The organism is Bradyrhizobium sp. 157 (genome assembly GCF_023073815.1).
Lineage (GTDB): Bacteria > Pseudomonadota > Alphaproteobacteria > Rhizobiales > Xanthobacteraceae > Bradyrhizobium.
Genome location: NZ_JADPKF010000091.1, coordinates 134,235 through 152,174, shown reverse-complemented (window position 1 = coordinate 152,174; position 17,940 = coordinate 134,235). Strand labels below are relative to the sequence as shown.

25 protein-coding genes are annotated in these 17,940 nt (G+C 58.1%); 6 read left to right on the top strand and 19 right to left on the bottom strand.

The genetic code is table 11. The annotated features are described in order from the left end of the window. Positions 1 to 9: 9 nt before the first annotated feature. Together IVA95_RS39110 and IVA95_RS27655 are read right to left on the bottom strand one after the other, a co-directional pair. Positions 10 to 432 carry a hypothetical protein gene (locus tag IVA95_RS39110; protein ID WP_346658055.1) on the bottom strand — a complete coding sequence of 141 codons (423 nt, stop codon included), beginning with the start codon at positions 430 to 432 and terminating at the stop codon, positions 10 to 12. 363 nt (positions 433 to 795) lie between these two features. Then, positions 796 to 981: a hypothetical protein gene (locus IVA95_RS27655; protein WP_247513378.1), complete on the bottom strand. Its 186-nt coding sequence runs from the start codon at positions 979 to 981 to the stop codon at positions 796 to 798. Between the two features lie 156 nt (positions 982 to 1,137). On the opposite strand from IVA95_RS27655, the gene IVA95_RS27650 reads away from it, so the two are divergent. The 4 genes from IVA95_RS27650 (at position 1,138) to IVA95_RS27635 (ending at position 2,764) form a co-directional block, all read left to right on the top strand. Continuing rightward, positions 1,138 to 1,341: a cold-shock protein gene (locus IVA95_RS27650; protein WP_247513377.1), complete on the top strand. Its 204-nt coding sequence runs from the start codon at positions 1,138 to 1,140 to the stop codon at positions 1,339 to 1,341. 327 nt (positions 1,342 to 1,668) lie between these two features. Further along, on the top strand, positions 1,669 to 1,980 hold the full coding sequence (locus tag IVA95_RS27645) for a transposase (RefSeq protein ID WP_247513376.1): 312 nt from the start codon (positions 1,669 to 1,671) through the stop codon (positions 1,978 to 1,980). After that, the gene (locus IVA95_RS27640) at positions 1,977 to 2,327 is read left to right on the top strand and encodes an IS3 family transposase (RefSeq protein WP_247513375.1); all 351 of its coding nucleotides are present in this window, start codon (positions 1,977 to 1,979) and stop codon (positions 2,325 to 2,327) included. The genes IVA95_RS27645 and IVA95_RS27640 overlap by 4 nt, the downstream gene beginning before the upstream one ends. Further along, the gene (locus IVA95_RS27635; RefSeq protein ID WP_247513374.1) at positions 2,306 to 2,764 is read left to right on the top strand and encodes a DDE-type integrase/transposase/recombinase; all 459 of its coding nucleotides are present in this window, start codon (positions 2,306 to 2,308) and stop codon (positions 2,762 to 2,764) included. Before IVA95_RS27640 ends, IVA95_RS27635 begins: the two co-directional genes overlap by 22 nt. 91 nt (positions 2,765 to 2,855) lie before the next feature. Here the strand turns inward: IVA95_RS27635 and IVA95_RS27630 are convergent, their stop codons facing one another. The 5 genes from IVA95_RS27630 to IVA95_RS27610 all read right to left on the bottom strand — a co-directional run bounded on the left by IVA95_RS27630 (position 2,856) and on the right by IVA95_RS27610 (position 7,862). Further along, on the bottom strand, positions 2,856 to 3,050 hold the full coding sequence (locus tag IVA95_RS27630; protein ID WP_247513373.1) for a hypothetical protein: 195 nt from the start codon (positions 3,048 to 3,050) through the stop codon (positions 2,856 to 2,858). A gap of 392 nt (positions 3,051 to 3,442) precedes the next feature. Continuing rightward, positions 3,443 to 3,856: a hypothetical protein gene (locus IVA95_RS27625; RefSeq protein ID WP_247513372.1), complete on the bottom strand. Its 414-nt coding sequence runs from the start codon at positions 3,854 to 3,856 to the stop codon at positions 3,443 to 3,445. A gap of 300 nt (positions 3,857 to 4,156) precedes the next feature. Then, positions 4,157 to 4,417: a response regulator gene (locus tag IVA95_RS27620; protein ID WP_346658054.1), complete on the bottom strand. Its 261-nt coding sequence runs from the start codon at positions 4,415 to 4,417 to the stop codon at positions 4,157 to 4,159. A gap of 894 nt (positions 4,418 to 5,311) precedes the next feature. Further along, positions 5,312 to 5,533: a hypothetical protein gene (locus IVA95_RS27615; protein WP_247513371.1), complete on the bottom strand. Its 222-nt coding sequence runs from the start codon at positions 5,531 to 5,533 to the stop codon at positions 5,312 to 5,314. A 2,083-nt stretch (positions 5,534 to 7,616) separates the two neighbouring features. Continuing rightward, the gene (locus IVA95_RS27610; RefSeq protein WP_247513370.1) at positions 7,617 to 7,862 is read right to left on the bottom strand and encodes a hypothetical protein; all 246 of its coding nucleotides are present in this window, start codon (positions 7,860 to 7,862) and stop codon (positions 7,617 to 7,619) included. A 418-nt stretch (positions 7,863 to 8,280) separates the two neighbouring features. Here IVA95_RS27610 and IVA95_RS27605 point away from each other — a divergent pair, with 418 nt between their 5' ends. After that, on the top strand, positions 8,281 to 8,973 hold the full coding sequence (locus tag IVA95_RS27605; protein ID WP_247513369.1) for a Crp/Fnr family transcriptional regulator: 693 nt from the start codon (positions 8,281 to 8,283) through the stop codon (positions 8,971 to 8,973). Between the two features lie 184 nt (positions 8,974 to 9,157). Here the strand turns inward: IVA95_RS27605 and IVA95_RS38855 are convergent, their stop codons facing one another. The 5 genes from IVA95_RS38855 to ligD all read right to left on the bottom strand — a co-directional run bounded on the left by IVA95_RS38855 (position 9,158) and on the right by ligD (position 11,953). Next, on the bottom strand, positions 9,158 to 9,280 hold the full coding sequence (locus IVA95_RS38855) for a hypothetical protein (RefSeq protein WP_256470299.1): 123 nt from the start codon (positions 9,278 to 9,280) through the stop codon (positions 9,158 to 9,160). A 218-nt stretch (positions 9,281 to 9,498) separates the two neighbouring features. Continuing rightward, positions 9,499 to 9,738, bottom strand: coding sequence for a hypothetical protein (locus IVA95_RS27600; RefSeq protein WP_247513368.1), 240 nt, complete (start codon positions 9,736 to 9,738; stop codon positions 9,499 to 9,501). A 711-nt stretch (positions 9,739 to 10,449) separates the two neighbouring features. Continuing rightward, complete coding sequence (locus tag IVA95_RS27590; RefSeq protein WP_247513367.1) at positions 10,450 to 10,821, bottom strand: hypothetical protein; 372 nt, start codon at positions 10,819 to 10,821, stop codon at positions 10,450 to 10,452. A 44-nt stretch (positions 10,822 to 10,865) separates the two neighbouring features. Next, positions 10,866 to 11,036 (bottom strand): hypothetical protein, encoded by a 171-nt coding sequence (locus IVA95_RS27585; protein ID WP_247513366.1) that lies wholly within the window; start codon positions 11,034 to 11,036, stop codon positions 10,866 to 10,868. Then, positions 11,036 to 11,953 (bottom strand): non-homologous end-joining DNA ligase, encoded by a 918-nt coding sequence (gene ligD / locus IVA95_RS27580; protein ID WP_247513365.1) that lies wholly within the window; start codon positions 11,951 to 11,953, stop codon positions 11,036 to 11,038. The genes IVA95_RS27585 and ligD overlap by 1 nt, the downstream gene beginning before the upstream one ends. A gap of 370 nt (positions 11,954 to 12,323) precedes the next feature. On the opposite strand from ligD, the gene IVA95_RS27575 reads away from it, so the two are divergent. Continuing rightward, positions 12,324 to 12,461: a hypothetical protein gene (locus IVA95_RS27575; RefSeq protein ID WP_247513364.1), complete on the top strand. Its 138-nt coding sequence runs from the start codon at positions 12,324 to 12,326 to the stop codon at positions 12,459 to 12,461. A 64-nt stretch (positions 12,462 to 12,525) separates the two neighbouring features. Here IVA95_RS27575 and IVA95_RS27570 read toward each other — a convergent pair whose 3' ends face one another. The 7 genes from IVA95_RS27570 to IVA95_RS27540 all read right to left on the bottom strand — a co-directional run bounded on the left by IVA95_RS27570 (position 12,526) and on the right by IVA95_RS27540 (position 17,501). Continuing rightward, positions 12,526 to 13,170 carry a PEPxxWA-CTERM sorting domain-containing protein gene (locus IVA95_RS27570; RefSeq protein WP_247513363.1) on the bottom strand — a complete coding sequence of 215 codons (645 nt, stop codon included), beginning with the start codon at positions 13,168 to 13,170 and terminating at the stop codon, positions 12,526 to 12,528. A 462-nt stretch (positions 13,171 to 13,632) separates the two neighbouring features. Continuing rightward, complete coding sequence (locus tag IVA95_RS27565; RefSeq protein ID WP_247513362.1) at positions 13,633 to 13,971, bottom strand: hypothetical protein; 339 nt, start codon at positions 13,969 to 13,971, stop codon at positions 13,633 to 13,635. A 1,328-nt stretch (positions 13,972 to 15,299) separates the two neighbouring features. Next, positions 15,300 to 15,542: a hypothetical protein gene (locus IVA95_RS27560; RefSeq protein WP_247513361.1), complete on the bottom strand. Its 243-nt coding sequence runs from the start codon at positions 15,540 to 15,542 to the stop codon at positions 15,300 to 15,302. A gap of 125 nt (positions 15,543 to 15,667) precedes the next feature. Further along, on the bottom strand, positions 15,668 to 15,910 hold the full coding sequence (locus IVA95_RS27555) for a hypothetical protein (protein ID WP_247513360.1): 243 nt from the start codon (positions 15,908 to 15,910) through the stop codon (positions 15,668 to 15,670). Between the two features lie 556 nt (positions 15,911 to 16,466). Next, entirely contained in the window at positions 16,467 to 16,778 is a 312-nt protein-coding gene (locus IVA95_RS27550; protein ID WP_247513359.1) for a hypothetical protein, read from the bottom strand. A 31-nt stretch (positions 16,779 to 16,809) separates the two neighbouring features. After that, positions 16,810 to 17,013, bottom strand: coding sequence for a ribbon-helix-helix domain-containing protein (locus IVA95_RS27545; RefSeq protein WP_247513358.1), 204 nt, complete (start codon positions 17,011 to 17,013; stop codon positions 16,810 to 16,812). Positions 17,014 to 17,234: 221 nt separating this feature from the next. Beyond that, the gene (locus IVA95_RS27540; protein WP_247513357.1) at positions 17,235 to 17,501 is read right to left on the bottom strand and encodes a hypothetical protein; all 267 of its coding nucleotides are present in this window, start codon (positions 17,499 to 17,501) and stop codon (positions 17,235 to 17,237) included. Positions 17,502 to 17,940: the final 439 nt, after the last annotated feature.

Genomic DNA, 17,940 nt, shown 5'->3' with positions numbered 1-17,940 from the left:
GGCCGGGTCTCAATCGAGCGCTCGATGACCCTCATTGGTAAGCACGGGCACGTTGTCGCGCATTTCGACGAGGCCCATTTCAATCAAGGTCTTTAGATCATCTGGATTCGCTGGCGTTAATTTGGTTCGCTTGGCTTTGATATCGCGCAGCGCCCACCGGAGGCGGATCGCCGCGTCTAGATCTATACCGGCCAGTGGGGAAAGCGGTTGATTTGTTGTCGCCGCTTCGTGTTCGCGCTCAGGATCAGTAGTGGCTGTAGCCACGGCAGATCCAAGCTTTACCCTCGCATCATCAGCGGTAGCGTCCTCTGTGGCAATTGGATTGGTCTGTAAAGGTGCGGCCACGTTGTTGGAATCAGCTTGCGAGCGGGTTCTAGACGAGGCCGCGGCTAACATTTCTGCGAATTGGTGAAGTTTGTCCGCTGCGCTCATTTCCCTTTGCCTTCAACCAGCCTTACTAGTCGGCAGATTGCGTCGCCGTGGCCAGCCATTCCATGCTTAACGTTCCGAACCGTCATTGCTATGGCTAACGAACTGCAGGTCGTTTGGAGTGCTAGTGACATGAGAGAGCCGGCCGCTGTCTTCATATCTCGCTGCGAGATCAAGAAGCCGCCTTTTGATGAATGGGTCGGCTTTCTCTGCAAGATCACGTACGGTTTGGGCGCGCTGTTTCTTAAATTCGTCATCCAAGATGATAGGCCCCACTACAACAAACAAAGTGCAATGGAAGTAGTATACTGTCTTGGGCTACTCGCGAAAAGCCTCGTCTCCCGATAGGACCGGAACCTGCAAGCGTTACCGCGGCTGCAGTCGCACCTTCTTGGGTTCAAGGGCGCGATCAATTGCCGTCTTCGCCGCGGTGATGGCGTGATCCCGGACGCGCGCCTCGCCCTGCCGGCGCCTCTCCTGAAGCCGGACAGACCATTTCCACTTTCTGTCGATGCCCTGGACCACCTTAATCTCGAAGCCTCGATACTCCATGCCCTTAGCTCCACTCCTCCTGGTGACGCTGGTCCGGCCGCGGCAGGGATCTGAGCGCGTAGACAACAAAGCCCGCCGATTCACGCTGGCGGGTTTCTGCGGTGTACTGCCCAGGAGACCTAAGCTGTCGCCCACTGGTTCAAAAGGGAGAGGACAGTGGCGACAGGTACGGTAAAGTGGTTCAACGCAACGAAGGGATATGGATTTATCCAGCCCGACAGCGGCGGCAAGGATGTTTTCGTACATATTTCAGCTGTTGAGAAAGCCGGCCTGAGCAGCCTCAATGAAGGTGCCAAGGTGAGCTATGAAGAAATGAGCAACCGGGGCAAAACGTCCGCGGAAAATCTAAGAGTCGGGTGAATTCGAGTCAGCTGGCTCACGCCGGCATGGCGATTATCCCCACGGACCCACGACGTCGGCTAAACATGGGTCACCCAGCGGGCTTCTACGTGGATTTGGATGCAGGGACCACAAACGCAAACCCCTGCCGGTGAAGTCGGCAGGGGTAAGCAAACGAGGTGGATGACAAGCGCGCGAGCCCTTAAGGCCCGGTGGCACGTCAAGGACCCTTGCGGCACCATAAAACCGATCATGCCCAGCCCTTCAATGATACTGATGTATAGGCCGGTGAACCTCCTCCGAATGAGTGGACACCTGTAGTAGGCTCATTGAGCCCGGAGGTGTCGAATGGAACGTCAACGTCGGTCATTTACCGAAGAGTACAAGCGCCAAGCCGTCGAGCTGGTGGTGTCGAGCCGTCGTTCGGTGACGTCAGTGGCCAAGGAGCTCGGTCTGCGCGACTCGGTGCTACGGCGCTGGGTGGACAAGTTCCGGCAGGAGCCGGCATCGGCGGCGTGGCGCCCCACCACGCAGGCGTCGCCGATGCCGGCGGACCAGGCTTCGGAGATCGCCCGGCTGCGCCAGGAGAACGAACGGCTGCGCATGGAGCGCGACATTTTAAAAAAGTCGATCGCGATCTTTGCCGGAACCCGGACATGAGCTTCCGCTTCATTGAGGACCACCGCGACGCCTATCCAATACGATTGATGTGCGCCGTGCTCGAGGTCTCGCCGGCCGGCTACTATGCCTGGCGCGATCGCCCGGCGAGCGAGCGGACAAAATCCAATGCCAAGCTCCTGGCTGCGATCCGGCAGACCCATCGAGACAGCAGCGGACGCTACGGCAGCCCCCGCGTCCATGCTGTCCTGCAGACGCAGGGCCGTGGCGCCAGCCGCGGCCGGATCGAGCGGATGATGCGCCGGCACGGTATCCGCGCCATCATGGCACCGCCGCGCCGTGTGCGCACACCGACAGCCGTCACGACATGCCGATCGCACCGAACCTGATCGCACGCGACTTCACGGCCCCAGCCCCGAACCGGGTCTGGCTCGCCGATATCACCTACATCCCGACCGCGGAGGGTTGGCTGTATCTGGCGGCCGTCATGGATCTCTTCAGCCGAAAGATCGTCGGCTGGGCCATGCGGGATCATATGCAGGTCGAACTCGCATCCGCGGCGCTGACGATGGCCATCCAGCAGCAACGGCCGCCGGCCGGATTGATCCACCACTCCGACCGCGGCGTGCAGTATGCCTCAAACGCCTATCGCGACGCTCTCTCGGGTGCCGCCACCGCCGCATCGATGAGCCGCAAGGCGGCTTGCTACGCATGGCTTAATCGCGGAAAGCCCCAAGCCCACCGCGAGAGTACGGAAACCCGCCGATTTCAACCCGGCGGGTTTCTGCATGGCGCCCAATTTTGCCAAGAATCACACACACGCTGAACAAGCCATACCGGTGGGTGACCGTGGTGGTTGGCTCGGCGCATGTCGTCCGGAAACCAGTCGTGCGCCGGGCCGCTTTTAAGGCTTACTGTTAGGCTGCGTGTGGGTTCTTGGATGGGGTCGCCGGCATCGTCGCAGAGAGCGCTTCGATGGCTGATTGTTCTTCCGCAAGGCGCTTGGCAATAAACTCTCGTTCGAGGACCGTCAGGCTGGTTTCTAGCAGTTGGCGATAGCGCTGAATGTTGCTGCGATGTGTCCGAAGCCGAGCAAAATTCTCGTCCATCATGTTGTACTCCCAACAACAGCTCAAAATTGGTGCTGAAAAACAGAAATCTCCCGCGCTCGCGCTCCGGGGTCAAGCATGAAATCGGGCCACTGGCTTATGTAAGCCACTAAGTGCCTCTTCGTGCCAGGCATCGCCAATCTCGGTCAGCAGGGCCCGAACCACAACGGCAAGCCGGCCGCGCTCGGTCCCGGCCGTTGGCGATGCGCTTGGTCTTTCCTTTTCCGCATTTTCCCGGATAGACCCGGTGGCAAGGTCACGCTTTAGATGCAGGTCATCTTATGTCCACGTCGTACTTGCGAGTGCCTAACCCATGGGCGAGAGCATCGAGCGCCGAGCCGCCGAGATCAGGAACCGGCTCGCATTCCTCGAGATGATTGAGCGGGTGCTCGCTATCACCGCGATCGGGAGCGCTTCGGCAGTTTCCGGAGTTTTGCAGGATCGAATTTTGGTATCGGCTCGTTCGCCTCTGGCGCGGGCAGCGGTCCTTCACTGAGAATGAGCGTTCCCTCGAGGAGCACTCCCGGCACCTGCTCTGCCGTCCCTACATAGCTAGCTATCTTGCCAGGGCACGTTCCCTCAATTCGAAGCGTAAGATCATCGGCACCGAACACCGTTGCATGCCCTTCGGTGTGCCTGTTGATCGATACGATGGCGGTGAACCGATCTCCATCGACCTCGCAAGAGCCGGTATAAGTCATGATACTATCACGACCCCAAATTTTTCCGTCTGCAAGATGGGCAATGCCGGTACCTTGGCTGCCCTGCGAGGTTTTGAAGAAGGCCGCATAAGTGCCGTCTTTGAGCATCGGCGGAACCCTCTCCTCGGTGTTCCTGAAAACCAGATGATCTGGGCATCATTGGCACTAAGGCTTGGTTAATCCTGGCGTCCGTGCGAACCCGGATGCAGGCGCGCTCATCCGTGAAACCAGAACCTCAGGCGGCCAAGCTGACGCGATGATGGAGCGCTACCTGCCAGCAGACGTGCCCACGGAACGGGTATCTACTCAGGTCGGTGATGCCGGAACATTGCTGTACCGCATCACCTTGCCAGCCCCCGCACCCCGGTTCGCTCAAGCGACCGGGGTGTTGCTGTTTCTGCTGCGGCTCTACGCTGTCGGCGTGCCCGTATTGAGCAGATTGGAAACGGCGGTGACAAGCTGAGCGGGCGCGAACGGCTTTTGCAGGAGGATGCTGTTGGGGACACCTTGCGATGTCCATTCGTCCGCAGCCGCTCCCGTCATGTAGACGACCGGAAAGGCAGGGACTTTTTCCCTGATCTGCCTCGCGACCTCCCAACCGCTCAAGCTGCCCTTCAAGCTAACGTCGGTGACGAGCGCCTTGTAGTTTTTGCGCCCGCTCTTGAACAAAGTCAGGGCTTCTTCCGCTGAGGAGAGAATATCGGTTTCAAAACCGCCTTCGGTCTAGCGCATCTTCAACTATATCCTGCACCGGATATTCGTCCTCAATGACGAGAATTAGAGGCAACTCGGCCACGATTTTCCCCAGCGCGCTTGAGAACGTCAATGTGTATGTATGGGTCTGGGTGCCCTTGGTTCAAAAAAGCGGACATAACTGGGGCGGAGGGCAATCGCGCGCGGTCGGCCTGCGCTCTCAGCGGTGATCTTTCAGATCAGCCCCAAGACTATGAAAGCCCCGATCTCGATCAGCGCTGCGGTTCCCAGGGCGGCGACGGCAAGAAAAACGTCGGCTGGCGATAAAGAACGCATTGTAGCCTCGCAATTTCGCGAAGCCCCGAGACCCGAGGGTAAATTCGTTTGCGCAAGAAATGTTTCGGTCTGAATGCGCGCGGGGCGGGGCGGGGCGGGTCGGCGCTGGGCTGCCGTCATCATATCGGGAACCGATGCTGGCCACGTGCCGGGAAGCGCCCTTTGCAAAGGGCGGTCCGGCCGTCTCAAACGAAAAACGAGTGCCTGATTTGTCGCAGCATCGACATGGCCGCGTCGGTATACCGACCATGGGTGAGATACTGATCCACCTGCGATGCACCAAGCAGCACAAAGGCTGCAATCACGAAGCCCCTGAGCAACATGGCCTCCTGTTGAGAGACCGCCAACCGGGCTGGTCGGGTTAAAGCATTTCGGAATTCACTGCCGCTCGTCGCGACCTGTCTGCAATGGCAAAAGGGCTAACAGCAACCCGTAACAAATCCCTTAAATCGCGGCGCGTGAAATAGGGCGAGAGGCTGCCAACGAAGGCCGCCCGTACGAGCTAATTGACAGGCCGCCAACTGAGGCGGCCCTTTACCGACTTTCCAGTTCTTTGATCGCCAGGGCCGAAATCCGTGCAGGGTCTTTGATACCGGTCTGCGCGACCTTGATGATCTTCTTCGCGATCATTTCCGTCAGGGGATCGTCGCGATCTTTGACGCAGAGGACCCGCAACGCGCGATCGTAAGCTTCCATAATTCGGCTAACCTCTTTCGGGCCCATCGTGTGGGTTTGGAGATGTAAAAAGATAGCCATTTCTCACCCTCCCAAGCCCGTGCAGGTGACAAAGGACATCACCAGCACGGCGGGGGTCTCGTCCATCCCGCTTTTATGAGCCCCTATTTCAAATCAGGCCAGTCCTTTCCCGTAATCTTACAGGGTAGCGACGAAATGAAACTGAAACAGAGCTGAGGTGGTAAGATGAGAACCGAGGGCGACGATTTCAGTACGGCAGCATTATTCTAGTCGGTGGGCCGCAGAGCATCTGCGGCCATTTTGTTTTGAGTGCAGCGCCAGCGCAGCGGCACACGACACGAGCAGCAGGGCTAATCCGGCGGCGGTGAGGGGAGGAAGGCTTGGTCCATGCCATCGCCAATGCATTTCCCAGCGTGACCGCGGCTTAGACCGGTGGCTTGAGTTCGCTTGAGAGCCAGCCCTTGCACGCTTCCATAGGGTCAACAACAGTGCTCGGTGTGGACGTTCTCACAGTTCGGGCACGTAAATATCCGGCTTTCGAGCCCCGTGCCTTCTGGTTCGATGCGTACGAGCGTGGTTCGAGAGCCGCACCTCTTGCAGGAGGGACGTTCTATCGATTCCGGGACCATACGCGTGACCAACCCCGAAGGGGCTGGGAGCGACACTCCCGTGAAAGCCCCCTTTCCCGCCACAACAGTTGACCAGTTTGTTTGTCGCGTCTGCAACATACCCGACATAATCGTTTCGGCATGGGCAGCAAACCGAGACACCGCCGCGCTGGCTGTCAGGTCGCTCGGTTGACAAACGCAAAATCCGAGTCAGGCTTGGCCTCTTTTTGATTGGCCATTTGCATGACGTACCGGCGCCGAGGCCCTGGTGGGTTCTCGCCATTTTCATCACCGCGGTGATGTGACTGGCCGTCGTTTCGGCGTTCATGGCCTTATGGTCCTGTGACGCCGCCGCTCCGTAGTTTCCCGGAGCAGAAATACTGCCCGCTTCGAGCCAGCGAAGAGCGCAGGAAAGCGTTCCACCGTGATGCAAAAAGGCTGACCAGACCAGGCGGGCGCTCGGGCTTATGGCGAGAGAGATTGGGTGCGTGCACCCTTTTGCTACGCTTCGGGAGTAACGACATCGCCTTTAAGGTGACCCGCCGATAGCCGATTCCAGATATTGGCAGTCAGCGTACATCACATCCGCCATCGCGAGTGTCCGTTCTTGGGTGCGGACGGCGCTGTGGTCAGGGTGTGCTGGTCCATGGGCGATGATGCTGCCGGGATCGTCAATGTGGGCGGAAGGCTTGAGCGATAGACATGACAAGTCGCGTCATTCGTCCTGCATTCGATAGTACAGCCGCACGTCACCGCCCATCGGCATACAGCGCGACAGTCGGCAAATGTGACCTGCGTCCGCCATCCAACTCAGCTGGTGTTGGACCGTAGAGCGCGCGTACATGTCGAGACGTCTCCAAATTGTGCTTGCCCGCGCTGCATTGGCTTCTCCAACGGGAACGAGGTTCCACAATTTGTTTAGGTCAGCCTCGGTCATCCGCAAAAGACTTTCAGATTGCGACAAAGGCAGGCCTTCAGCTGAACGCCAAGGCAAGCAAGCCAGAGCAGAGCAGGAAAAGACCGGCGAGGGCCGCGAGAAATGAATTGGAGGGAAAATTCGTCACGCGTAACATGTTAAGGTGCGAGCGCGCTGGTAGCGCCTCAGGCGGTCTTCGCGAAATCGTATCTGCGGATCTCAGCCACCGTTGCCCGGCAATACTCGCGGTAAAATAAACTGATTAGCTTCCACATGATCGCACCCCGTTGTTGATCGAGGCCTTGATATCAGGCCTTCGTTGCGGGACGTCTTCGCCGCCTCCAAAAACGGTTTCGTGTGCATTGCAGCAGTGTTTCGTGGCCCGGCCGGGACGATCCACGCAATTGAGAGCCCGGCGGTTTGAGGAAATAGGTTGCTCTGCGAGCTTAGCAGGATCCGCAGGTGGACGCGGATAAGCGGCTATCTCAGGTCCGCTTTCGAGACATGAACGGACCGGCGTAAGCAGGCGCTGCCGCCGCTTTTGAGTACCGGACGAGCCTTGCTCGCCCTCTACTACGTGGGTTGTGTTGCCAATTTTTCTAGTGGAGTAAGAAACCGCTTAGCTGGAGACCTCTTTTTTCCTGACGGATTGGCCGGAAGCATTCAATTGCATCGCGGCAGCGTATCCGGCCTCAGTAAGCCTGATCAGGGTGGTCTCACCACGATTGGCACATTCAATTATTTTGCCGGCGATGATCCGACGCGCCCGGTGTGCCTCGCCGCCAGCTGGAAGAAGTAAACACGCGCGCTCGAGGGCGACTTCCATATTAGCTAAAGTTCGGGAATCGAAAGTATCAGTGATCATGTGATCCTCCCTTGCGCCCCGTTTTACTTTGGCGATCTAAGGCCGGGAGATTTCAGCCACGCATTTAGGTGCGCAGCCGCGTCTATTTGGCGGATCTTCCGCAACAATTCGTCGCGTTGTTTTCCCGGCCGTAACTTGCTGGCCTGCCCGTTGAACTTGGCTGCTGCTTCCGCAAGCTGATCTTCAAATGAGTGTGGCTTTGAACGATTTCGCTTCATTATGCAGCACATCAGGTACGGTTCGCTGGTATATTTGAAATTACCGTCACGAATGCTGTCTGTCTCATATCTTACATAGCGAAAATTAAAAACTCGGCTATGTCAGGTAAATGACGTACCATGCTGATATTATCGGATATCCATTAAGGCATCGATAGCTGAGAGTTCTTTGCGCTCCCGCCTGTCCTCAGGAGCGCGTTATGAAGAATCTTTTACTCAGCCAACTCAGCCAAGACGATTTCAAACGACTTGAGCCCTATCTCAAGATCACACATTTCAAGCAGCATTCGGTCCTGTTCGAGGCAGAACAGGAGATCAAGCACGTCTACTTTCCGGCGGGTGGAGTGGTGTCTTTGGTCGTGACGCTCGAGTCAGGGGAGATGGTCGAGGCGGCGATGGTCGGCGCGGACGGCATCGTTGGGGCTTCGGCAGCGCTTGACGGACGCATTTCTCTTAGCCGTGGAATTGTCCAGTTGCCCGGCGACATCATCGTTTGCAGCATCGAGGGATTGAAGTCGGCTGCATTACAGAGTCCCAAACTGCTGTCCCTGCTTATTCGCCATGAGCAGACCGTGTATTCTCAGGCGCAGCAGTCGGCGGCTTGTTTTGCTACACACCATATTCAGGCGCGTCTTTGCCGTTGGCTGCTGCGGGCGAGGGATTTGTCGGGCAGCGAGACTCTAATTTTCACGCAAGAATATTTAGCGGAAATGCTCGGCGTCAGGCGCACAAGTGTCACGGTCGTCGCGCACACCCTACAGTCGGCCGGTCTAATCAAATACGCCCGGGGGAAAATCCAGATCCTCGACGCGGAAGCACTACAGGACGGCGCGTGCGAGTGCTACGGGACGGTGAAGCGCCATTACGACAGACTATTGGGTCCTGCCAAGTAGAAACTCCCGGCATAGTCGCGCCATCATTAAAGAGATTGGTGATCAGCTCGCCGCAGACAGGACAGTTTCCGAAATGCTCGATCTCCGGCCGGTCCGGATCATCAGAGCAATCTGCGGCCATTCCGTTTCTAGGTGGCTAGCGCTCCGCGCTGAGGAGTCAAACCAGGGCGCGCCGCGGTGTCGTTCAGTCGTCCTCGTCGGGCGGCAGCTTCGGTAATAAGTGCGGCCAGTTGCGTTCGACGATCCTGCGGATTTCGGGATCGATCGCCGCGATGGTATCGAACGCCTCGATCTGCATCCGGATCATCTCCAGCTCCTCCGGCTCCAGCGGGCGTCCATGTAAGATCTCGATTGGCATATCGATCAAACGACCGTCGCGAGGGAGAGGGAGCGACCCCAGCCAGAGAGTTTTCCGTGAGTGTTGTGAGCCGGGGCCGCGTCAGGGGCGCTTCCTTTCGCCCGCTGAGTCTACGCAGGGGCCCGTCATCCTGGGGAAAGTAAGGCCGGCGAGCGCTTCGCGCTCTCCTATTCGAGCACCTTAGGGAACATGTCGATGCGCCATCGGCCGCCGCCGTCCGCTTCGCTTGGCAGCTCCTCAGCCACCGCGATGGTGTCGGAGACGCCGGGCAGGTACACGAGGTTGAACCGGCTCTTGCAGCCCACGCATTCCAGGGTGATCTGCGGCCCTTTCCTTTGCGCCGAGGCGCGCATGACCGGCGAGGGCTTCGCCGTACGCGGCCGCGGCGCGCTGTTGATTTGTTCCACAAATGACTCGCGTTCGGAAGTTCCCGGGCGCACACTGGTTCCATCGCCGCGCTGCCCTGAGGCATCTATCGGCGATGAGAACGCCACTAGCGCTCTCGCCTTCCTCTTTTGGAATGGAGCAGCGCACTGCAGAAGCCTCGCAGTGACCAGCTTCAATCCCCCAAAGATCTTGCCGAAGAAGCCAGACGATTGCGTGAGGAAGCCAAGCTGCTTCCTCCAGGTCCCGTGCGCGACGCCGCGCTCAGGAAAGCCCGGGAGGACGAGACGGCAGCTCAATTGATCGACTGGATAAACTCACCGGGCCTAAAATCCCCGGCGTAACCAGGCGCCCTCAAGGCCGAGAGGTGGCTCTGCACCCGGCCCAGTTCGACGGTGGGTAGCGAGCGCTTCGCGCTGATAGAAGCTCCAGTCCGCGCCGGCCACCCAGTGCGAGCGACCGGCGACGGAAGGAGGATGACCTGACTTGGGGACACTGGGGGCATTAGAGGCCAGGCCGCCTCGCATGCAGTCCAGCACGCTTGGATGAACGTCGTCTACCCGCAAACGTTCGCGTGCGACGGTCTGACGAGGAACGTTCGGCGAGGGCGGCGCGTTTCGGGCCATGGATATCATCTACTGGATCGCCGGTTCTGCCGCCCTGGTCGTACTCGCCGCGGTCGCCTTCCCTTTCATACGATCAATGCGCTGAGTTTCTGCAGCGCTTCGCGCGATCTATTGTTCATCCGGCTTTGGCTTACCCGTGAGATCGAGCGGCTGCTCGCCGTGCATATGCGCCATCACCTGGGCGAGGTCGCGCATATCGATAAGCGCGCCGCAGACAGGACAGTTTCCGAAATGCTCGATCTCCGGCCGGTCCGGATCATCCATATCGACGCCAGTGTAGCGCGGCAACTGCGCAGAGCTTTCGACATCCGCCTGAAATCCCTCGGGAAGATCCGGCGCGGTGGACTCATCGGATGGATTGCAGACCGGGCAGGGCGCCCCGGCAGCGCCGCAGGTACAGGCGCGCGCGCCTAACCACGGCTGGTCCGGATGCGCCTCGCAGACCCAACGACAGTTGTCGCAGTGGGCACACCACTTCATTGCAGATCCTCCCTCTGGCCACAAAAACCAGCGCGGGACGTCACTCATGATTGGCGCTTTTTCGGCTCCAATCCCAGCTCTCGACACTTCTGGATGACCTCATCAACACGATGAGCTCGGTCGAGAATTTCCGCCGCTTCCTCGACTGAGAGGCCATCATTGATTGCCGCTTTGAGTTCCTCGACTTCTGTCTCTGTCCATTCGCTCGGTGCCATCAAAAATCCTCCCGCAGCCCCTTGAAGAACGGATGCCTCACCTTGCCCTCGGCTGACTTGGCACGGTACTCGATCTCGGCGAGTAGCTCCGGCTCCATCCAGATGCCCTTGTGAGCGATCCGCTTGGTGTAGGGCTGAGTTTTGCGGATCAGCGGCGTCAGGCGTTTGCGGAGATCGGCGGCAGACACCTTGTCGAAGCCGTGGTCGACTTTACCGGCATAGACCAGGTCCTTGCCCTTGCGGCGGCCGACATAGATTCCGTCCCACTTGTTGCCGTCGAGCGCGAAGCCGGCGATGGTCAGCGTCTCGCGCTGGGCGCAGGTTTTCTTAGCCCAGTCCCGGCCGCGTCCGGAAACGTAGCGGCTGTCGCGGACCTTGGAGACCCCTTCCAAGCCGACCTTGCACGCATGCGCAAACATCTCCTTGCCGTCGACCTCAAAGCTTTCGCTGAACTGGATGGCCGTCTGTTCGATCAGCCTTTTCAGATGCATCTTGCGCTCGATCAGCGGCAGTTTTCGCAGGTCCTGGCCGTTCAGGTAGAGCAGGTCGAAAGCGATCATGACGAGCCGGTTGGACTTGCCGCGCAATTCGTTCTGCAGGACGGAAAAGTCCGTGGTGCCATCAGCGGCGGGTACGACGATCTCGCCGTCGACGATGGCGCTGCCGGCGTTGATCAGGTACGCGTCGCCAGCGACTTTGCTGAAGCGCCTGGTCCAGTCATTGCCGCGGCGGGTGAGGATCTTGATGGCATCGTTGTGGATGTGGAGCTGGACGCGGTAGCCGTCGAACTTGATCTCGTGGATCCAGCGCTCGCCGGACGGTACTTTCTCGACCGTCGTTGCCAGCGCAGGCTCGATGAATCCGGGGAAGTGCGCCTTCACGCCGATTGCCGCCGCCTTCTTGCGCTGAAACGCCACGCCGCAAACTCCACGCCACTAAAGCTGATTCAAACTGGCACAGGTCGGAACGTTCCGGCCGGGAAAAACTGGAACTCGTCGCATCTTGATGCATTGCCACGCGCGACGGGAGGTATTGCAGGATGGCGTTGGGCTGAGGCGCTGATCCTCGCCCCCGTGCGGCGCCTCGGCTCCTGAAGGGCTTCAGCGCCAATGCTGGGGCCCTTCGCGGATTTAAGATGTTGCCGGATTGCACCGGTGCCGTTGAAAAAGCTTACCCTTCAGCCTTCTGTTCAATATTGGACAGACGTTGCCAGTTTTTCCCGCTTCTATCGGGCGGCCAGATGGGTACCCACTACCCCCTCTGGCTGTTCGAAATGGGAATACTTTGATGGCCTCGGCGCAGAACCTCGCGCTGGGGCCATTTTTATTCTGGGCCGATTACCTCGTACTCAAACGCCACGCCTTCGGGATCGTTTTCCTCGAACCAGGTTTCCGCGGGCATCCTGATTGGCATGCAGTGATCTAAGGCGCCAATAATAAAAAGACCGCCCGAAGGCGGTCTCTCTGCTCTGATCGAGGGATTGGGGGGATCAGGCAGCGGCAGCTTGATTGCGACGACGATAGGCGAGGAAGCCAACACCAGCAAAGCCTAGGATCATCATGGCCCAGGTCGACGGCTCGGGAACGGCAGCAATGGTTGCGCTGAGGTCATCGATCGAGACATTGCCCTCGGAGCCAAACGGCAGGATGCGGAAGCCGCCAATTCCATTGGTTGAGTCCACACTGTAGCGGGTGTATTTGCTATCTGCGAAATCGAAGCCGTTGTTGCTGCCGTTATCGGCTGACGGATCCTGCGGTACCACGGGTAATACCGTGCCGAACAGCGTATTGCCGTCCTTGTCGAACACTTCGAGCTGCTGAGCGAGACCGCTTGCGTAATTCAGCATGTCAAACGAGAAATTGGTGATGGTCGCCGCGAATGCGGCATTGAAGAATATCTTGACCGCGTTACCATCGTCAATGTTGCCATCATAGATGGTCAGGCCGGTCACGTTGTTGCCGCGATCGTTCGGGTTGAAGAAGATAGGCTTGGCATTGCTATTCTGGCCAAACCAGCGGCTTTGCCAGTCGGCGAAGTTCGGACTATCGAAGCTTTCAGTGAGGACTGCGGCGTGAGCCGAACCGGCCGCGCAAATGAAGCCGAGCGTCGCCAGAAAGCGGAAAACCTTATCCATCGACGAAAATCACTGTTATTTATTTAGCGGCGTTGCTGCTCGCCAGGAGTGTGGATCGTCTGTCGCGTCACTGTCGCGTCATTATTATTAAGATTTTATGAAAGATGCCACGGATCGTTTCGCCGAAGAGGTATTTGCGGGATTTCGTGGACACGGCTGCATTCAAGCGCGGCCGGCGACGTCATGCAAATTATCAATCCCTTGGGGATCGGAACGCGGTGAAGCTGCAGCGCGTCGTGCTGTGAAAATCTGGCAAATAAAAAAGACGGGCTCGAAGGCGGTCTCAAAGCTGAGTCTCTAGGGCGGAAACGGCTTGAGTAACCCGGTTGTTTATATCGACGCATTTATCGATCGCAGTGCAAAGTTCCTTGAGCGATTTTTCGGAGACCGGCCTTCGCTGCTCTGTGAAGGCGTGCGTATGCTTTGGCTTTGCTAGCCGCCACTTATCTACACTCACCAAATTCATGTCAGCATCCGTGGTATAGACCGCGTGGCAAAGGTAATTTCGCAGGCTACTGACCTCTCGAAACCGTCTATGCAGCCTTTCAATTCGTCTTTTGTTTCGGGCGCTATCGCGGTTTCGAATTTGACGAGCGCCCAAAGCAAATCTAGGCGCGCTTCCAGACTGATGATCGCCAGCCAAACAATGTCGGCGTTCCCATTCGCCCGACCTATGAGCTTGCTGAAGATCCAGCTGAAGCTGCTTTCGCAATTTGCCCAGTCCGCAATGAATCTGCCGATACGAATCAAGGTTTGCTCTCGGAGGTCTAGACCGTCAGGGATTTCGTCATAGACCGTCATTGAAAGCGCCTGAGAAGATTCCCCGTTATCGCTTTGCCTTCAGCCCGATCACGACCAGCCGGCTTCGGATGCGCCTGTCGATTCATCGGCGACAATACTGCTGGTAGCTGGAGACGGCGGACCCGTAATCGCTTTGGGCAGATCGGAGTCGCCTGAACTCAGATGAGCAATCATCGGAGCCGTTGCTGGAACTAAGGCAGTTTGTGTACCGCTTCAGATAACTCTGAATGTCGCTGATGGCAGAATTATAGGATTGCACAGCGTCGTCGCAATCTGCTCTCGCCGCAACGGTAAGAGAAAGCACGAAAGCAGCGCCCAGCGCCACGATTCCCAAACTTCGCATTTTTCTGATTCCCCAGACCCTTCCCATCCAATCGCAACCCGAGAGCGAGGGCAAGGAACAATAAGACGCGCGAAAACCATCCGACGGCGACTAGCCGAGTCCTGAGGAAATTTTTCGGGTTTGTTCCCAGCTCGGTCTCGCTATGTCCTATCGTAAATTGCCAGGGCCTCCGTAATTCTACTTGGACTGTTTGTCTCGCTCCGCCCTCGCAAGGGCCTTCGCCAACTCTAAGGCGCGCGTGCTGTCCGTGAATTCCGGGTTAAGCCTGCGACCTGGCAGGTCGTCCCAATAGAAATACACGCTCGGTCGTCCGTCTGAATATCGGCGGCGCGCGTCAGAAGCTCAGCCAGTAACGATCCATTAACCCCTAGGGCAGGTAGCCGTCACGAAGATCGTCATAGCGGCGGTTTTTTGCCACCGATCCGCCACCAGCTTGGCTGACGAATCGGGCGTGCTTGGAATCCCAACTTTTCATTGGCTGGAGGAGTGAAGTGCCCAGAGAGATGACGAAGGCACACGAAGTCGAATGCGTCGCGCTTACGCGAGACATCCGTGCGCTCTTGGCTGAAAGACAGGTTTCGCCGCCGATGGCCCGGGTCGTCTTGATCAACACGCTAGTCGCAATGATTAAGCATCTGGGAAGAAAAGACACGATGGAAGAGGCTGCGGAGGATTTGGTTCGCACGCTGCAACGCGCGATCTCGAAATCTCACTAAGCCTCAACCGGCTCGATGTAATCGCGGTGTGGGGTGTTCGTCGTCCTGTTGCCGTCAAAGCGAACCATGACGGTGCGGCTATGGCGCTTAAGACCGACAACGGTACCCACCTTACTGCCGAGCAGTGGGCTACGTTCCCATCAAGGCCTGGCGCGACCCCTAAATGGGAAACCCGATGAAGGTGATTGCCGTGATGATCGACATCGCCGACAGCGCCGCCACAAACCAAAACCATGGCGTTCTCGCGGCGGTCGGCTTTAGCTCGTTCACTATTTCCCCTTCGCCTTCAGCCCCAGCATGCTGCGGCCGCTATTTCTCCCGGTTTCTACTTCTTCCAATATTTTTCGTAGCTCTCGTTTGATCCCGCTCTTTTTATCGAGAAATACGGTATCGATCTGATCCGCGGTGAGTCCGTTCTGTCGCATTATTTTCAGCATTTGTGCGGTTTCGGTTGCACACGAGCCGAACGCCCTTTCAGCGGCAAAATTTATATCGGTTGCGCCGAGCCGCATCTGACTAATTGCTGAGGCACTCGTTATACCGATCGCTAATCTCTTTCATCCGCGCCGCCACAGGGTCGTTTGGAGCAAAAGCGCTTACAGCCAGGGACGCGAAAAGAAGGCCCAACACCGTTCCCTTAACCAGGCCGATCATTTCCCTTCGCCGTGGGGGCTTTGGCTTTCGGGGGCGGTGGCCCCGCAGCCTCCCTGGCGAGCCGCTCTGCCTTCAGACGCTCACGGTTGTTAGAGAAGGCCTTCTGCGCGATCTCGTGCTCAGTCATTGCCTTCTTGGCATCGACTTGGCGAAATGCCTTGCGTGCATCGCGCTCGGCTTTGGTGGTCGGCTTTGGTGGTTGAAGCCCGCCCGGCGGCTTTGTCATTTCTTCGCCTTCAGCTCGCTCTCGACTGCCTCTCGCGTCAGCCTTTCTGCTCTAAGGCGTTTGTGGTTTGCATGGAATTCTGGCTCGGCTTGGCTGTCCGATATCGTCTGCCTCGACGAAAGCGGGTGGAGAGCCCGTCGCTCGAGCTCGTCCGCAACCTGTTGCTCGGCAGACCGCTTCGGCTTGATCATTTGCTTTTCCCTTCAGCCCGAGTTCGACCAGGCGGCGGATGGCTTCTTAACGCAAATCAGCGGGTCGGCTGGCTGGTACTTCCGGTTTTCGGCCTCGCAGCCTCCTTTGCGCGCTCGGCCTGCCAAGCATCATATTCCGGCGTGCCAGGGCGCGGAGGCGCATCCGGCGGCAATCCGCCCATCCAGTGCGGCATGTCGGCGACATGGGGACCGCTCGCACAGGCTGATACCAAGAGGCAGAGTGCGCACAGGGGTAGAAATGTCCGGAGCACGGTCGGAATCCTCCGCGCTGCAAACGTCTCCGCTCAATCGAGCACGTTTTCCCCGAGTGGGGAATTGTTTTTTAAGCAAATCAGGAGCGCCGGTTAGCGGCAAGTAGTGTTCGTCGTATTGCCCGTTGTGGTTCCAGTACAATTGATGGTCGGCCTAGCCAGACGCCGCTCATTGTAGTCCGCCGCCTCCCGGTTATTGCGATCGATTTGTTGCAAGGCGGCACCAACGCGAGCTTGGCGATGTTGATCCATCGACATCCGGCACTGAGCAAATTCGGCCGTACCGGGCTTGAGACCATAGTTAGAGCACTGTGCGTTATCGGCACGCTCTGCGGTTGCTCGCTCTTGCGAGGCCGTGAGGTCGCATCCTCCAAGTAGCACGGCAATCAGAATGGCCTTTTTCATGGATCCAGCACCGTTCGTTTGACGCGGACGATCATTTTCCCTTCTCCTTCAGTCCCAGCTCGACCAGCCGGCGGATGGCTTCGGAGCGCGTTGGTCCATCAGGCTGCGAACCAGCCCATTTGTCCACTGCGGCGCCCAATGCTGGCGGCAGCCTAACCGCGGTCACCGGGTAGACGCCACCCTTCTTCTTTGGCCGGCCTCTGGATTTTTTGTTTACTGAAATTGATTTCTTCATATTTTCAGTTTACAGAAAATACGAGCCGAGGGGAAGTGCCTGCTTCGCCCCGGCTCTAACCTCAATCACGAAAGGGCATTTCAAATGACCGAGGCTGACAGCGTGCATAGCACGCCACCGCCTGGCGGCGCTTGCCGGGCGGCTGCGACGGTGACACTAACAAGGGCGCGGGGCTTCGGTCCCGCGCCACAGCGTGACCCAGCGACGGCTTTTCCGTTGCGCTAAGCCGCGGTTGCTTGCCCATCCGGCGCTCGCTTGGCGAGACGCTGTTCAAGGGCGTCGATGGTCATCTTAAGATTGTCGCGCCGCTCGATCAGGGACCTTGCCAGCATTGGATACTTGAAGTCAGTCCGGTCGGAAACGCTGGCGCGCTCTTCTTGGGCCTCGATCTCGCATTCGATCAGTTGAACGGTGCGGACGAGATCAGCCAGTATCTTACTAATCACTGTAGCTTCGCGCGCTGTCTCAAAACGAGGCTGCATACTCATTTGGGTGCTCCGAATGACTTGGTTCGGCACACCTAGAGATTAGTTGCCGAACACTGAGGCACCCCATCGCAAATTGTTGGCCAATTATGACCCGTAAGAACACGGTTATTGAAACCCGTCAGCCGCGGGGCTTGGTCCCGCGACCCTCTCGAGAGCCGCGGTTCACGCTGGCGGGCCTCACTCATTCTTTAAGAGCGGGCGCTCGTCTTCGCAGGAGTTGATAGGCGTCAATTTCGCTCAACTACCATAAGGCTATCAAATGGATGTGCCGAACCTAGTTTTCTCGGCACTGACGCATCCCTTACGGCCCCAGTCCGCCTCCCAAGTCCGCTGGGGCCGTTTTTTAGTTGGCAGGGTGTTACAGTCTACAGCGAACCGAGCACCTGCCATACGATGGCCAGCACCAAGCACCACATGGCGTAAGCGGTCCTGCGGCCGA